This window comes from Salinispora fenicalii (assembly GCF_000514815.1).
GTDB lineage: Bacteria > Actinomycetota > Actinomycetes > Mycobacteriales > Micromonosporaceae > Micromonospora > Micromonospora fenicalii.
The window spans coordinates 138,256-153,500 of the sequence record NZ_KI911472.1; the positions used below are offsets into that span (position 1 = coordinate 138,256).

16 protein-coding genes and 1 riboswitch are annotated in these 15,245 nt (G+C 69.9%); of the genes, 9 read left to right on the forward strand and 7 right to left on the reverse strand.

The window, feature by feature from the left end:
* Positions 1–31 precede the first annotated feature (31 nt).
* From B116_RS0121615 to B116_RS0121630, 4 genes are all read right to left on the reverse strand, one after another.
* The gene (locus B116_RS0121615; protein ID WP_027661292.1) at positions 32–931 is read right to left on the reverse strand and encodes a sulfite exporter TauE/SafE family protein; all 900 of its coding nucleotides are present in this window, start codon (positions 929–931) and stop codon (positions 32–34) included.
* Positions 928–1,524: a rhodanese-like domain-containing protein gene (locus B116_RS0121620; protein ID WP_027661293.1), complete on the reverse strand. Its 597-nt coding sequence runs from the start codon at positions 1,522–1,524 to the stop codon at positions 928–930. Before B116_RS0121620 ends, B116_RS0121615 begins: the two co-directional genes overlap by 4 nt.
* A gap of 72 nt (positions 1,525–1,596) precedes the next feature.
* Positions 1,597–3,009, reverse strand: coding sequence for an MBL fold metallo-hydrolase (locus B116_RS0121625; protein WP_027661294.1), 1,413 nt, complete (start codon positions 3,007–3,009; stop codon positions 1,597–1,599).
* A 133-nt stretch (positions 3,010–3,142) separates the two neighbouring features.
* A complete protein-coding gene (locus tag B116_RS0121630) occupies positions 3,143–3,412 on the reverse strand; it encodes a metal-sensitive transcriptional regulator (protein ID WP_018723417.1) in 270 nt (89 codons plus the stop codon).
* Positions 3,413–3,553: 141 nt separating this feature from the next.
* Here B116_RS0121630 and B116_RS0121635 point away from each other — a divergent pair, with 141 nt between their 5' ends.
* On the forward strand, positions 3,554–4,177 hold the full coding sequence (locus B116_RS0121635; protein ID WP_027661295.1) for a DUF998 domain-containing protein: 624 nt from the start codon (positions 3,554–3,556) through the stop codon (positions 4,175–4,177).
* Between the two features lie 26 nt (positions 4,178–4,203).
* On the opposite strand, the gene B116_RS0121640 is transcribed toward B116_RS0121635, so the two are convergent.
* Positions 4,204–4,851: a GGDEF domain-containing protein gene (locus tag B116_RS0121640; RefSeq protein ID WP_018723419.1), complete on the reverse strand. Its 648-nt coding sequence runs from the start codon at positions 4,849–4,851 to the stop codon at positions 4,204–4,206.
* A gap of 235 nt (positions 4,852–5,086) precedes the next feature.
* Here B116_RS0121640 and B116_RS0121645 point away from each other — a divergent pair, with 235 nt between their 5' ends.
* The 3 genes from B116_RS0121645 to B116_RS0121655 all read left to right on the forward strand — a co-directional run bounded on the left by B116_RS0121645 (position 5,087) and on the right by B116_RS0121655 (position 7,210).
* Entirely contained in the window at positions 5,087–5,326 is a 240-nt protein-coding gene (locus tag B116_RS0121645; protein WP_018252881.1) for a DUF397 domain-containing protein, read from the forward strand.
* A 164-nt stretch (positions 5,327–5,490) separates the two neighbouring features.
* Entirely contained in the window at positions 5,491–6,324 is an 834-nt protein-coding gene (locus tag B116_RS0121650; RefSeq protein ID WP_188116067.1) for a helix-turn-helix domain-containing protein, read from the forward strand.
* Between the two features lie 85 nt (positions 6,325–6,409).
* Entirely contained in the window at positions 6,410–7,210 is an 801-nt protein-coding gene (locus tag B116_RS0121655; protein WP_018723421.1) for a DedA family protein, read from the forward strand.
* 25 nt (positions 7,211–7,235) lie between these two features.
* Here the strand turns inward: B116_RS0121655 and B116_RS0121660 are convergent, their stop codons facing one another.
* Positions 7,236–8,672 (reverse strand): glycine hydroxymethyltransferase, encoded by a 1,437-nt coding sequence (locus B116_RS0121660; RefSeq protein WP_027661297.1) that lies wholly within the window; start codon positions 8,670–8,672, stop codon positions 7,236–7,238.
* Between the two features lie 31 nt (positions 8,673–8,703).
* Positions 8,704–8,794: riboswitch (ZMP/ZTP riboswitch) on the reverse strand.
* Positions 8,795–8,908: 114 nt separating this feature from the next.
* Here B116_RS0121660 and B116_RS0121665 point away from each other — a divergent pair.
* Together B116_RS0121665 and B116_RS0121670 are read left to right on the forward strand one after the other, a co-directional pair.
* Positions 8,909–9,790: a metallophosphoesterase family protein gene (locus tag B116_RS0121665; protein WP_027661298.1), complete on the forward strand. Its 882-nt coding sequence runs from the start codon at positions 8,909–8,911 to the stop codon at positions 9,788–9,790.
* Between the two features lie 88 nt (positions 9,791–9,878).
* The gene (locus B116_RS0121670; RefSeq protein WP_033667801.1) at positions 9,879–10,907 is read left to right on the forward strand and encodes a DNA polymerase domain-containing protein; all 1,029 of its coding nucleotides are present in this window, start codon (positions 9,879–9,881) and stop codon (positions 10,905–10,907) included.
* Here B116_RS0121670 and B116_RS0121675 read toward each other — a convergent pair.
* A complete protein-coding gene (locus tag B116_RS0121675; protein WP_018723425.1) occupies positions 10,848–11,399 on the reverse strand; it encodes an Lrp/AsnC family transcriptional regulator in 552 nt (183 codons plus the stop codon). The genes B116_RS0121670 and B116_RS0121675 overlap by 60 nt on opposite strands.
* Before the next feature lie 72 nt (positions 11,400–11,471).
* On the opposite strand from B116_RS0121675, the gene pdhA reads away from it, so the two are divergent.
* From pdhA to B116_RS0121690, 3 genes are read left to right on the forward strand one after another with little or no spacing between them, the layout of a single operon-like run.
* The gene (pdhA, locus tag B116_RS0121680) at positions 11,472–12,653 is read left to right on the forward strand and encodes a pyruvate dehydrogenase (acetyl-transferring) E1 component subunit alpha (protein WP_027661300.1); all 1,182 of its coding nucleotides are present in this window, start codon (positions 11,472–11,474) and stop codon (positions 12,651–12,653) included.
* Positions 12,653–13,657, forward strand: a complete 1,005-nt coding sequence (locus B116_RS0121685; RefSeq protein ID WP_026321936.1) for an alpha-ketoacid dehydrogenase subunit beta — start codon at positions 12,653–12,655, stop codon at positions 13,655–13,657. Before pdhA ends, B116_RS0121685 begins: the two co-directional genes overlap by 1 nt.
* On the forward strand, positions 13,657–15,000 hold the full coding sequence (locus tag B116_RS0121690; protein WP_223874648.1) for a dihydrolipoamide acetyltransferase family protein: 1,344 nt from the start codon (positions 13,657–13,659) through the stop codon (positions 14,998–15,000). The genes B116_RS0121685 and B116_RS0121690 overlap by 1 nt, the downstream gene beginning before the upstream one ends.
* Positions 15,001–15,245 lie beyond the last annotated feature (245 nt).

Genomic DNA, 15,245 nt, shown 5'->3' on the forward strand with positions numbered 1-15,245 from the left:
GGGCGGGAAGCAGCGAGTTCCTGCCCCGTGGTCAGCCATCCGCCTGGTGATTCGGCGAAGCGCGGCGTACCGGCTCTGTTGTCCCGGCGGGTCCGCGGCGGCGCCCGGCGACCAGCAGCGCTCCCGCCGCGAGGGCGCCGGCGAGGGCGGCTACCAAGATCTTGACCCGGCCGTCGCCGGGCACCTGCTGGACCAGCATGAACACGCCCGCGACCACCACGAATCCGCCGAACGTCCGGCGGAGCACGACTTCTGGTACGCGGCCGGCCAGCCGGGCGCCAGCGAGGCTGCCGGCGACCGCGGCGGTGGTGACCGCGGCGGCTAGGCCCCAGTCGATGCTGACGCTGGACAGGAATCCGGCCAGACCCGCGAACGACTTCATCGCTATGACGACCAGTGAGGTGCCAGCGGCGACCGACATCGGCAGACCACCGAGTAGTGCGAGTGCGGGTACCACCAGGAAGCCGCCTCCCGCGCCGACGATGCCGGTGACCAGGCCGACCACGACGCCGTACAGCAGGACCCGCCGCACCGGGAGCTCTCGTGGCACCGTCGGGCCACTGGCACCACGGCGACCACGGATCATCGCGGTCGCGGTGGCGAGCATCATCACCGCGAAGCCGGTGAGCAAGACCGCCTCCGGGACGAACGCGGCCAGCCGGCCGCCGACGTAGGCCCCTACCATGCCGGCGGCGCCGAAGAGCAGGCCGGTACGCCAGCGGATCCGTCCGGCGCGGGCGTGCGGTAGCACACCGATCACGCTGGTCACGCCGACCACCAGCAGCGAGGTGGCGATCGCCTCCTTCGCCGGCAGGCTGGCGACGTAGACCAACAGGGGTACGGCGAAGATTGAGCCGCCCCCGCCGAGTAGGCCGAGGCTGAGCCCGATCAGGACGGCCAGCCCGACGGTCAGGGTGAGGCTGACAGTCACGATCGCCGGCCAGCCGACGAGGCGGCGCTCAGGTGCCCGACGATGGTGTCCAGGTCACAACTGGCGTTTCGGTTGTACGGAAGCTTGCTGAGCAGCATGCCCAGCGCGCAGGTGTTGGTCAGCGCGGCGGCGGTGAGGCCTGCGCCGATGAGTCCGGCTATCCACTCGGCACCGGGTACGAACAGCGAGGCCACGACGCTGGCCAGCACGATGACGCCGGCGACCAGCCGGACCTGCCGCTCCAGATCCCACCGAGGGGTGCCTTCGGTGACGGGTCCGACGGAGCGCCGCCACGCCACCATGCCGCCGGTCAGGACCTTGACGTTCGGTAGGCCGATCCCGGCGAGCGTCCGCCTGGCCTGGGTGGCCCGGGTCCCCGAGTGGCAGATCAGCACCACATCCTCGTCGAGGTGGCTGCGGAGCTCCGCGCGATGTTCCTTGAGTTGGTCGAGGGGCACGTTGTAGGCACCGGGGATGTGTGCGGTATCGAACTCGGCCGGAGTGCGTACGTCGAGCAGGCGCGGGGCGCGGCCCGAGTCGATGAGTTCCCGCAGCTGGGCGGCGTCGAGGGTGGTGCGGGTGGAGGTGGTCATGGTCTCCTCGTTCACGGGGTGCTCCGGATGGGGCGAAGGGGCGCTGCTTGTCGTAGGGCGGCCCGCGCCGGTTCAGCCGCGGGTGGCGTCCAGCCCGACCAGGGTGACTCCGGCCCCCGCCGCCGCCGTGAAGTGGTCATCGATGACGACCACATCGCGTCCTGCGTTCGCCAGCAGCGAACCGGCGACGGCGGCACGGTAGCCGGAACCACAGTGCACCCAGACCGCGCCAGTGGGCAGGTCGGTGAGCCGCTGGGGTAGCTCGGGTAGGGGAAGGTGCACGGCTCCGGCGATGTGGCCTGCGGTCCACTCGGTGGTCATTCGCACGTCGAGTACCACGTCGGGGGCGGGTAGCCCGGTGGGGAGCCGTCCGGCGCGGGCGGCGGCCAGTGCGGCGAAGTCGGCCAGTGGTAGCGCGCGTAGCTGGTCGCGGGCGGCGGCCCACCGCTCGGCCGCGCCGGTGGCCTGGGCGGCAGGTCGGTCGATGCCGATGCGTGCCAGTTCGCGCTGGGCCTCGGTGATCTGCGCGGAGGTCTCGGCGAGCAGGGTGATGGGTGTGCCCCAGCTGATCAGCCAGCCGAGCCAGGTGGACATCGCCCCGTCCAGTCCGAGACTGACCGTACCGGCCAGGTGAGAGGTGGCGTACGCCTTGCGGTGTCGGAGGTCAACCACCCACTGGCCAGCATTGATTCGCCGACGCAGTTCGGCTGCGTCGGCGCGGGCGACGGGGGTGAGGTCCACCGGTGTCGGACCGTTGGTGTTGGTAACTCCCATGTGTGCGTAGTAGGCGGGGTAGGCGTCCAACCCGGCGAGGGTCTCGGTGATGAAGTCGTCGGCGGCCAGCCGGAGCACCGGGTTGGCCTCCTTCTCCCGGCCGATGGTGGATTCCGGGGCATCGGTCTGGCTGGCGGAGCAGAAGCTGCCGAACCCGTGTGTTGGCCACACCTCGGCGCCGTCGGGCAACAGGTCAGCCAGCCGGCGGGCCGAGGCGTGCTGGTGGTGGGCCAGTTCGTGGGCGTGTTGCTGGCCGAGCAGGTCGGTGCGGCCGGTGGTGCCGAAGAGGAGGGAGCCACCGGTGAAGACCCCCGCCGGTTGCCAGGCGCCATCGTTCGCGTAGTCCAGGACGTAGGACAGGTGGTGGAAGGTGTGGCCGGGGGTGGCGATCACCCGTAGGCGCATCGCGTCAGAGACTGGCAGGGTGTCACCGTCGGCGATCGGCAGTCGTCCGAACTCGACCGGCTCGGCCGCGGCGACCAGGTAGTGGGCGCCGGTGACCCGGGCCAGTTCGAGTCCGCCCGAGACGTAGTCGTTGTGGATGTGGGTTTCGACCACGTGAGTAATTCGAACCCCCTTCTCCCCTGCGAGGTACAGGATTCGGTCGATGTCGCGCTGTGGGTCGACGACGACCGCTACCCGGCCGTCGGAGGCCAGGTAGCTGCGGTCGCCCAGCGATGAGGTCGCGAGGACCGACACGGTGAACTTCACGGTCATGCTCCTTCCAGGAGAAGATTTATACCCCGGGGGGTATCAAGCGGGCAGGTGGGTGCCTTTCGGCTGGCGTGCCGGTTACCCCCTCCGGTCGCCGGGATGCGGCCGGAGGGCTGGTTCTTCGGTTGACTCAGGCCAGGGCCAGGAAGAGCTTCTCCAGCTCCTCCTCGGTCATCTCGGGTGCCTCGCCCTGTTCCCGGGCCGTGTTGCAGTGCCGCATGCCCGACGCGATGATTTTGTAGCCAGCCCGGTCGACGGCCTTCGACACCGCGGCGAGCTGGGTCAGCACCTCCCGGCAGTCCTGACCGTCTTCCATCATGTCGATCACAGCGTTGAGTTGGCCTCGGGCGCGCTTGAGTCGGGTCAGCGCATCACCGGTCATCTCGGGTCGAAGCTTCACGTCGCACCTCCGGCTGCCACTATACCCCCGGGGGTATTCATGGCCACTTCTCACCTCATCAACGGGCGGTAGGCGATACAAGATCACTGCTATATCCCCAGATTTCGGGTGGGGTGGTGCTGCTCGTCGCATGATGGCTCCATGCCCACCGTGCCCGGCTGGACCGTGATCACCGCCCTCCTGGCCCCGCTGCTGTTGATCGGCGGCGCGGGGGTCGCGGTCACCTTCCAGCCGCGCGGGTTCGACCAGGTCAGCTACTCGATCAGTGAACTGGCCGCGCACGGCGCCAGCCACCGCTGGGTGATGACCCTCTTTATTCTCGGCTCTGGCCTCTGTCTCGTGCTGTCCGCCATTGGCCTGCGTACGGTGCGGATGGCGGGGCGTCTGATGCTTGCCCTCTCGGGCGTCGCCACGATCGCCGTGGCCACCTTTCCCGACCGGTGGGTGGATGGGCGTCCGGCCGCCGTGGCGGTGGTCAACGCCCACACGGTCTCCAGTTGGCTGGTGTTTTTCGCGGCGGCGCTCTGGCCGACCTTCGCCGCCAACCGCACCGGACCACTGCGTCTCCGGTGGGGCCTGCTGCTCAGCGCGGTGCAGCTGGCGCCGGCGGGATGGCGGATGATGTACGACATCTCCGGAGGTGAACTCGGTCAGGCCGACTACCAGGGGTTGGCCCAGCGGCTGCTGATCGGATTCGAGGGGCTCGTCTTGTTGGTCGTCGTGTTGCTGGCCCGTCGACAGGTCGCCCGACGACGTGTTCGGTGACGACCGTAGGGCGGGCGGCCCGCCGGTCAGCGGTCGCCGCTGCTCGCGCTGTCGAGGAGCTGGCGGAGGTGGGGCGAGTCGATGCTCTTCGCCCGGTACATCGCAGCGTCGGCGCGGTCCAACGCCTCGGAGAGCTGGGTGGGGCAGGTGACTGGCGCCAACCCGACGGAGGCTGTCACTCGCACGCTTGCCGAGTGCAGCCGGATCGGTGCGGCGAGGAGATCGTGCAGCCGGCGGGTGGCGTGCTCAAGCCACCGCCGCTCGACCTCGGGGGCGGTGAGCAGCCCGGCGAATTCATCTCCGCCGAGCCGGGCGACCGGGTCGTCCCCCGCGAAGGCGGCGAGCCGCTGGCCGACGTTGACCAGTACCTGGTCGCCGGCGGCGTGCCCGTACCGATCGTTGATTTGTTTGAAGTCGTCGAGATCGAGGACGACGGCGATCAGCGGTCGCCCATCCGCTCGAGTCAGCAGGGCGGCGGCCAGCCGATGAAAGGCCCGTCGGTTGGGCAGACCGGTGAGGGGGTCGTGGCTGGCCGCATGGCGTTCGGCGGCGAGTTCGGCCTGGAGGACGGCGATCTCCGCCTCGGCCTGTACCGCCCGGCGGTGCAGCTGCCAGGACGAGATGAGGGCGCCCGCGGCACAGACGCCGGACGCGATCGTCAGCGGATCCGGCATGAGTCCTCCCGTCATGCCGATGCCCCGGCATTGCCGACGGTCACCGACCCCGTGTCTGCCCTGGTCGTCGCCCAGTAAAGGTGACTTACGGTAAGCGGATCGACACCACTCCCGTCGGCTATCATGCTCTCTGTCCGATGCAGATGCAATAGCAGATGCACGTGCAGGAGCTTCCCGGTCCACACGTGCCCACTGGGGCTGCGGTGTGGACGGATGCATGACGAGAAGGGCGCACATGCAGCCGCTACCGAATGGCGTTCCCATCCCCGAGCTACCGCCGTTGCGGTGGCAGAAGAGTCGCCGTAGCAACCCCAGCGGCAACTGCGTTGAGCTGGCCGAACTTCCCGATGGTGCGGGCATCGCCGTGCGCAACTCTCGGCATCCTGACGGCCCCGCCTTGATCTACACGGTGGATGAGATCGCGGCCTTCGTGCTCGGTGCCAGGGATGGTGACTTCGATCACTTGATCCACTGATTCACGCCGTGCCGTCGGGACTGATTCCCCTCACCGATGGTCCATGGCATGCTGACCCGGCGACCGGGTCAGGTCCGGCCCGGTGCGGTCCAGCAAATGGAGGGGCGGCAGTGGCGACGATACCCGCTGAGGGAGGCTCAGTGGCTGGCCCGACCGTCCTGCGGATGATGCTCGGCGCGCAGCTGCGCCGGTTACGGGAGTCCTGCGGGGTGACCCGGGAGGGCGCGGGTTGGGAGATTCGGGCCTCGGAGTCGAAGATCAGCAGGATGGAGTTGGGGCGGGTCGGTTTCAAGGAACGCGACGTCGCCGACCTGCTGACCCTCTATGGCATCACCGACCCGCAGGAGCGGGACGCCCTGCTCCACCTCGCCCGGGACGCGAACAGTCCCGGTTGGTGGCACCGGTACGGTGACGTGCTGCCGTCCTGGTTCCAGGCGTACCTCGGCCTGGAGGCAGCAGCTGCCCTGATCCGCACGTATGAGCTCCAGTTCGTCCCCGGCCTGCTCCAGACCGAGGAGTACGCCCGGGCGGTCGTGCTTCTCGGTCACAGCCGTGCCGCGTCGGCGGAGATTGACCGTCGGGTCACCCTGCGGATGCGGCGGCAGCAGGTGCTGCACGGGGAGGATCCGCCGCAGCTGTGGGCCGTGGTGGACGAGGCGGCTCTGCGCCGACCGATCGGCGGCGCGGCGGTCATGCGACAGCAGGTTTCGGCGTTGATCGAGGCGACCAGGCTGCCGAACGTGCGGCTCCAGGTCGTGCCGTTCGCCGCCGGCGGGCACGCCGCCGCGGGCGGCGCCTTCTCCATCCTGCGCTTCGATGACAAGGAACTGCCCGACGTGGTCTACATTGAGCAGCTCACCAGCGCCCTCTACCTCGACAAGCGGGAAGATCTGGACTATTACGCGTTGGCGATGGAGCGGCTCTGCGTGGAGGCGGAGCCGCCGGAGCGGACGCCGGAACTCCTCGGCCGGATCCTGGCCGACCTGCCCTCGGGCTGACTCGGCGGGGCCCGCCTGATCTCGTCACCGGGTGAGCGCCGACCGCCTGGGTGCGCCCTCAGGCTGAGTTCGTACCGTATAGCCCATGCCTCGAACCGTGCACGCCCTCCTCTCCGTCAGTACCACCGCCAGCCAGGCTGAACCCCCACAGGATGGCCTGGTCGGGCACGTGATCGGTCTGGTGGAGCGGCTGGGCGGGCCCGGTGCTGGCCTCGCCGTGGCGCTGGAGAACCTCTTCCCGCCGATTCCCAGCGAGGTGATCCTCCCCCTGGCCGGGTTCGTCGCCGGCCAGGGGCGGATGAGCGTCATCAGTGCGATCTTCTGGACCACGCTAGGTTCGCTGGTGGGTGCGCTCGCGTTGTACTACATCGGTGCGGCATTGGGCCGGGACCGGATGCGAGCCATCGCCGCCCGACTTCCGCTGGTGAAGCTGAGCGACGTTGACAAGACCGAAGAGTGGTTTCTCCGGCACGGCGTCAAGGCGGTGTTCTTCGGTCGGATGATCCCGATCTTCCGAAGCATGATTTCGATACCGGCCGGGGTGGAGCGGATGCCGGTGTGGACCTTCGTGGTCTACACCACCTTGGGCAGTCTGATCTGGAACACCACCTTCGTCTTGGCCGGTTACCTGCTCGGTGACAACTGGCATCTGGTCGAGGAGTACGCCGGTGTGCTGCAGAACATCGTCATCCTGGCCTGTGTGGCGGGGCTCGCCTGGTTCGTCGTCACCCGGCTCCGCCGGTCCCGGACGACCGGGGGAGTGCTGCCCAACGGGCCGGAGGACGAGTTCCCAGCGCCGCTGCCGCCCGTCGATGGTGTCCCCGACCCGCAGGGCCGGGGAACCCTGTACCGGAGTAGCTGGTCTGAGGACACCACCGTGGGCTGACGGTTGCGATCGAGGCGCCGGCGGGCTAGCCGAGGTCGATGGCGGGGTAGAGGGGGAAGCCGGTGAGCAGGTCGCTGGCCTGCTTGCCGACCCGCTCGGCGACGGCCGGGTCCAGCACGTACTTCGCCTTCGAGGCGGTGCCGTCGGCGTTCGCCCCGGGCGAGGTCCGGCTCAGCACGGTGTGGATCAGCTCGGCGGTGGCGTCCAGCTCGGTGGTGCCGAAGCCCCGGGTCGTCAACGCCGGCGTACCGACCCGGATCCCGGAGGTGTACCAGGCGCCGTTCGGGTCCTGCGGGATCGCGTTGCGGTTGGTGACGATGCCCGAGTCGAGGAGCGCCTGCTCGGCCTGCCGGCCGGTGAGCCCGTACCCGGTCACGTCGATCAGCGCCAGGTGGTTGTCGGTTCCGCCGGTGACCAGCTTCGCGCCCCGACGCCGCAACCCGTCCGCGAGGGCCTGCGCGTTGGCGACGATCCGCCCGGCGTAGTCGACAAAGTCGGGCCGCCGGGCCTCGGCGAGCGCGACCGCCTTGGCGGCCATCACGTGCGGCAGCGGGCCGCCGAGAACCATCGGGCAGCCCCGGTCGACCTGCTCGGCGAGCTCCGTACCGCAGAGCACCAGGCCGCCGCGGGGCCCGCGCAACGACTTGTGCGTGGTGGAGGTCACGATGTGGGCGTGCGGAACCGGGTCGAAGTCGCCGGTGAAGACCTTGCCGGCGACCAACCCGGCGAAGTGGGCCATGTCCACCATGAAGGTGGCCCCGACCGAGTCGGCGATCTCCCGCAGGATCCGGAAATTGACCTTCCGGGGGTACGCCGAGTAGCCGCCGACGAGGATCAGCGGCTTGAACTCGCGGGCCGCCTCGGCGACCCGGTCGTAGTCGATCAGCCCGGTCTCCGGGTCGGTGCCGTAGCTGCGCTGGTCGAACATCTTGCCGGAGATGTTCGGCCGGAAGCCGTGGGTGAGGTGCCCGCCGGCGTCCAGTGACATGCCCAGCATCCGCTGGTTGCCCAACTCGCGGCGCAGGGCGAACCAGTCGGCCTCGGTGAGGTCGTTGACGTGCCGGGCCTGGGCGCGCTTGAGCGCGGGCGACTCGATCCGATCGGCGAGGACCGCCCAGAAGGCGACCAGGTTGGCGTCGATCCCGGAGTGCGGCTGCACATAGGCGTACGGCGCTCCGAACAACTCCCGGGCGTGCTCGGCGGCGAGCGCCTCGACGGTGTCGACGTTCTGGCAGCCGGCGTAGAAGCGACGGCCGACCGTACCTTCGGCGTACTTGTCGCTGAACCAGTTCCCCATGGCCAGCAGCGTCGCCGGGGAGGCGTAGTTCTCGCTGGCGATCAGCTTGAGTGACTCACGCTGGTCGGCCAGCTCGGCGCGAATGGCGTTGGCGACCCGCGGCTCGACGGCACCGATCACCTCGAGTGCGCTGCGATAGGCGGTGGACTCGGCGTTGCCCGACATGTGACCTCCTGGTGAACGTTCCCGGTGGACGTGTGGAGGCCCAGGCGCTCGGCATGCGTCCTCGTGATGGGCCGTTCCCCGATGGTGCTCCATCCCAAATCGCGCCAGTCCCGACCCGAGGGGATCCTACCGGTTTCGCATATGCAGCGCCGGCACCCGTTCGTACGCCCTGCAAGCCTGGCTGGGAGCCGAAGCGAAGATCGACGGCGGCGGAGAGCGCGGCTAGGATCGGGGACATGGCGGGGCCGGGCGATCGGGCGGGCAGTCGGGGCAGTCTGCTCGCAATCAGCGATCTGCACGTGCGGCACGCGGAGAACCGGACCGTTGTCGAGCAGCTCCACCCGGAGTCGCCGGAGGACTGGCTGCTGGTCGCCGGCGACGTGGGGGACACGGTCGCACAGGTCGAATGGGTACTGCGGCTGCTGGCTGCCCGGTTCGCGAAGGTGCTCTGGTCGCCCGGCAACCACGAGCTGTGGAGCCTGCCGGCTGACCCGGTGCCGCTACGCGGCGCCGCCCGCTACGCGCACCTGGTCGAACTCTGCCGCAAGCTCGGCGTGGTCACGCCGGAGGACCCGTACCCGGTGTGGGAGGGGCCCGGCGGCCCGGTCACCGTGGCGCCGCTGTTCCTGCTCTACGACTACAGCTGGCGCCCTGAGGGCCTAGACACATCGCAGGCGGCGCTCGCCGAGGCGTACCGGACCGGGATTGTCTGCACCGATGAGTACCTGCTGCACCCTGACCCGTACGAGAGCCGGTCGGCGTGGTGTGCCGCCCGGGTCGCCGAGACGGCCCGGCGACTGGCGGAGCGGGATCCGGCGCTGCCGACGGTGCTGATGAACCACTGGCCGCTGCGTCGCGAGCCTACCCGTATTCTCCGCTATCCGATCTTCGCGCAGTGGTGTGGCACTGAGGCGACGGCCGACTGGCATCGACGCTTCGACGCCGTTGCGGTGGTCTATGGCCACCTACATATCCCGCGCACCACCTGGTACGACGGGGTGCGCTTCGAGGAGGTGTCGGTGGGCTATCCCCGGGAGTGGCGGCGACGGGGCGGGCCGCCGGGGCAGCCGCGCCGGATCCTGCCGGCGCCGGTGGGGTCGCCGCCGACTGCCTGGTGACCCGTTCCGGCCCCGGATAGTCGGGTCCGTGCGGCGGGTGCTGCGCGTCCGACCCGACGCGCGCCCGGATCACGGCTACGGTGTGGGCGTGGCGACGCCGGCCGAGCAGATCCGGGTGGGACGGCGGTTGGTCCGCGTCTCTAACCCGGACAAGCCCTACTTTTCGGACTTAGGGCTGACCAAGCTCGATGTGGTGCGCTACTTCCTGGCCGTCGGCGAGGGCATCCTGCGCGCCCTGCGGGATCGGCCGACGATGCTCGAGCGGTGGCCGCGTGGGGTCTTCGCCGGTGCCAAGATCGCGACGCGGGCGGACAACCGCGGTGACGCCTTCTACCAGAAGCGGCTGCCGGCGGGCGCCCCCGACTGGGTTCGCACCGCGCACCTGACGTTCCCGAGCGGTCGGAGCGCGGACGAGCTCGCGCCGAGTGAGCTGGCCGTGGTGGCCTGGGCGGTCAACCTCGGCACGCTCCGGTTCCACCCGTGGCCGGTGTCCCGGCGTGATGTCGAGCGACCAGACCAGTTACGTATCGACTTGGATCCGCTACCCGGGGTCGGGTTCGACCAGGTGGTCCCGGTGGCGCACGAGGTCCGCGCGTTCCTCGATGAGCTCGGGCTGGTTGGTTTCCCGAAGACCACCGGGGGACGAGGGCTGCACGTCTATCTCACCATCGAGCCACGGTGGGGCTTCGGAGACTGCCGCCGGGCGGTGCTGGCGCTGGGCCGGGAGATCCAGCGCCGCCGGCCCGACCTGGTCACCACCACGTGGTGGCGGGAGCAGCGGGATCGGCCGGTCTTTGTCGACTACAACCAGATGGCCCGGGACCACACGATGGCCTCGGCGTACTCGATTCGGCCCACCCCGGCGGCGCTGGTCTCCGCGCCGGTGGCATGGACCGAACTGGATGCTGTCCAGCCGGAGGACTTCGACGTCACCACGATGCCGGCCCGCTTCGCCGAGCACGGCGACCCACATGCGGGCCTGGACGAGCGGGCGTATTCGTTGGAGCCGTTGCTGGAGTTGGCCGACCGGGAGAAGCTGGTGGCGCCGCCGGAGCGTTCAGGGCCCCGGGCGCCTGGGCCCGGGAGGCGGAAGGGGCGTGGCCGGGCCCCAGGGTGATGTCTCGCCGTCGAACTCGTGAAAGACCAGCCAGGTGCGGGTGGAGAGCACTCCGGGGATGCTCTGCACCCGGGTCAGCACCACGTCTCGCAGCGTGGCGTTGTCCGGGGCCCGGACCAGAGCGAGTACGTCGTGATCGCCGCCGACCAGCGCGGCGTGCTCCAGGTAGCGCACCTGGGCCAGCTCCGCGGAGACGTCACGCCAGGTGTTCTGCTCGATGGTGATCGCGATGTACGCCGAGGTGCCCAATCCGGCGGCCTCCGGCGCCACCCGGGCCTGAAAGCCGGTGACCACACCGTCGCGCAACAACCGCTCCACCCGGGCGTACGCGTTGGTTCGGGAAATGTGTAGGCGGGCGGCGAGCGTCCGGACCGACGTGCGTCCGTCGCGGACCAACTCGGCCAGGATACGGCGGTCCACATGGTCGAGCGGCCGGGCCGATCGTCCCGCCCCGGTCGTCGAGGCCCCACCTGGGCCGGACTCTTGGCTCATCGCGGCACCTCCCATCGACCAACCATCCTGCGTTTACGACGGATCTTGAGTCAACCATCCGACCGCAGGAGCATGGGCGAACCAGATGTCCAGGAGGTATCCGCCGTGACGACCACACCCCGGGCGGTCCGCAGAAAGGCCCGGCCGGCCGCACCGCCGGACCCGGCCCGCCCACTGCTGCCCAGCAGCGAGCAGATTCGGCTGCTCGACCCCGCCGGTACCCCGCTACCGGCGCACCCCGACTACCCGGCGCCCCCGGTTGAGGTGCTGGTCGAGCTGTACCGCCGGATGGTGCTCGGCCGCCGCTTTGACCTGCAGGCCACCGCCCTGACCAAACAGGGTCGACTCGCCGTCTACCCGTCGGCTCGGGGCCAGGAGGCGTGTCAGGTCGGCGCGATCCTCGCGCTGCGCGACGACGACTGGGTGTTCCCGACCTATCGCGAGTCGATGGCGTTGACCGCCCGGGGGATCGACCCGGTGGAGGTGCTGACGCTGCTCCGCGGGGACTGGCACTGTGGCTACGATCCGGCCGTCCGGCGCACCGCCCCGCAGTGCACCCCGTTGGCCACCCAGTGTGTGCACGCCGCCGGCCTCGCCTACGGCGAGGCGTACCAGGGCCGGGACACGGTGGCACTGGCCTTCCTCGGCGACGGCGCTACCAGTGAGGGCGACTTCCACGAGGGGGTCAACTTCGCCGCCGTCTTCAAGGCGCCGGTCGTCTACTTCGTACAGAACAACCAGTACGCGATCAGCGTGCCGCTGTCCCGGCAGACCGCCGCACCGAGTCTCGCGTACAAGGGCGTCGGCTACGGCGTGCGCAGCGAGCAGGTCGACGGCAACGACCCGGTCGCCGTCCTCGCGGTGCTCACCCGGGCCGTGGCGCACGCCCGTGCCGGCCACGGCCCCTTCCTGGTGGAGGCGCACACCTACCGGATGGAGCCGCACACCAACGCCGACGACGCCGGCCGTTACCGGGACGCCGATGAGGTGGCGCGGTGGCAGGACCGGGACCCGGTCGTTCGGCTGGAGACCTACCTGCGGGACCGGGGGGCGTTGGACGACACCACGGTGGCGCGAGTGGCCGCGCAGGCCGAGGAGTACGCGGCCGACCTGCGCGAGCGGATGCACGACAAGCCGAACGTTGATCCGTTGACGCTCTTCGACCACGTCTATGCCGAACCAACGCCGCAGCTGGTCGAACAGCGGGCGCAGGTTCGTGCCGAGCTGGCCGCCGACCAGGAGGGAGCTGGGTGATGGCAAGCATGACCATGGCGAAGGCGCTCAACACCGCGCTCGCCGACGCGATGCTCGACGACGACCGGGTGGTCGTCTTCGGTGAGGATGTCGGCCAACTCGGCGGGGTCTTCCGGATCACTGACGGGCTGGCAGCCCGTTTCGGCGACAAGCGCTGCTTCGACACTCCGCTCGCCGAGGCCGGCATCGTCGGCTTCGCCGTTGGCCTCGCCATGTCCGGGCTGCGGCCGGTGGTGGAGATGCAGTTCGACGCGTTTGGGTACCCAGCCTTCGAGCAGATCGCCTCGCACGTGGCGAAGCTGCGCAACCGTACCCGGAGCGCGCTGACCGCGCCCATCGTCATCCGGATCCCGTACGCCGGTGGCATCGGCGGGGTGGAGCATCACTGCGACTCCTCCGAGGCGTACTACGCACACACCCCCGGGCTGAAGGTCGTCACCCCGGCCACCGTGGCTGATGCCTACTCGCTGCTGCGTTCGGCGATTGACGATCCGGACCCGGTCATTTTCCTGGAGCCGAAGAAGCTCTACTTCGCCAGCGACGAGACGCAGTTGCCAGCTCGGACCGAGCCGTTCGGCCGCGCCGTCGTGCGTCGTCCGGGCACCGATGCCACCCTGGTCGCGTACGGGCCGGCGGTGCCGGTGGCCCTGGCAGCTGCCGAGGCGGCCCAGGAGGAGGGCTGGAACGTCGAAGTCGTTGACGTGCGGACGATTGTGCCGTTCGACGACGGCACCATCGCGGCCTCGGTGCGGAAGACGGGCCGGTGCGTGGTGGTCCACGAGGCCCAGGGCTTCGCCGGGGTCGGCGCGGAGATCGCTGCGCGGGTGCAGGAGCGTTGCTTCCACTCCCTGCACGCACCGGTGCTGCGGGTTGCCGGGCTGGATATTCCGTACCCGGCGCCGATGCTGGAGCACACCCACCTGCCGTCGGTGGATCGGGTGCTCGACACGGTGGCCCGCCTTCAGTGGGACGACCAGCCCGACGAGCGGTGGGTGACGGTCTGATGAACGAGCGAGTCTTCCTCCTGCCAGATCTCGGGGAAGGGCTGAGCGAGGCGGAGATCGTCGAGTGGCGGGTCGCCGTAGGCGACACGGTGACGGTGGACCAGGCTGTCGTGGAGGTGGAAACCGCCAAGGCGGTCGTGGACGTGCCCTGCCCGTACGCCGGACGGGTGGTGGCCCTGCACGGTACGGCGGGCGAGGTGCGGCCGGTCGGCCAACCCTTGATCACCATCGCGTCGCTGGACGCGGTCGAGGCGGATAGCGCACCTGGTGCCTCCGGTGGACCCGTGGTCAACCGCGAGCCGGAGCGCACTGGCTCCGGGAACGTCTTGATCGGGTATGGCACCGGCCACGGCGGAGCGGCTCGCCGCCGCCGGATTGCCCGGGCCGCCCCGATTGGCTCCGTGCCGACCAGCGCTGCCCCGAGTGACGCTGCGCTGACCAGCGCTGCCCCGAGCGGCGGCCTCGGTCCGGCCGGCGAGAGCGTTCGAGTCATCTCACCGATCGTGCGGCGGCTGGCGAAGGAGCGCGGCGTCGACCTGGCCGCCCTGCGTGGCACCGGTCGCGGCGGGGTGATTCGCCGGGCTGATGTGGAGGCCGCCGCCACCCCGGCTCCGGTCGCCGTGCCCGCCGAGAACGCCGTGCCCACCGACGACGACGTGATCGTGCCGTTGGTCGGCATCCGCAAGGTCATCGCCGACAAGCTCTCCCGCAGCCGGCGGGAGATTCCCGAGGTGACGATTTGGGTGGATGTCGATGCGACCGCCCTGCTGGAGACCCGCGCGGCGATCAACGCGGCTACCCCGGCCGAACCGGTGAGCATCCTGGCGCTGCTTGCTCGGATCTGCCTCTCTGGGCTGCGGAGGTTCCCCCAGCTCAATGCCCGGGTAGACAGTGGGGCGCAGCGGATCGTCCAGTCCGCCGGGGTGCACCTGGGTATCGCTGCCCAGACCGACCGGGGGCTCGTGGTTCCGGTGCTGCGCGACGCGCAGCGACTCACCACCGCCGGGCTGGCCGTCGCGCTGGCCGAGACCACGGCGGCGGCGCGGGCTGGCACGCTGCCACCGACCCGGCTCACCGGCGGGACGTTTACGCTGAACAACTACGGCGTGTTCGGGGTGGACGGGTCTACTCCGATCATCAACCATCCGGAGGCGGCGCTGCTCGGCGTCGGGCGGATTGTGGACAAGCCGTGGGTGGTGGACGGGCAGCTTGCGGTACGCAAGGTGACGCAGCTTAGCCTCACTTTCGATCATCGGGTCTGCGACGGCGGGGTGGCCGGTGGCTTCCTGCGGCACGTCGCGGACTGTGTCGAGCGGCCAGCGGTGCTGATCGCGAACCTCTGACCGGAACGCGGGGCCTGCCCCCGGCCCCGCGTTCCGGGCTCTGCCGCACGTTGGAGTGAATTTCGGACGAACGGCCCCGGATGGTTCGGATGTGAGCGGTGACCCATGATCGGGCAGGCTCGGAACAGATAGCGCAAAGCTAGAAAATGTGGGAGATAATCACGCCGCCGAATTTGTCGAAAATGCATGCCCCGGGCAGTGCGGCGGAGAGAATGTGGCGGAGGAGGCGACAAACGGGGGGCGCA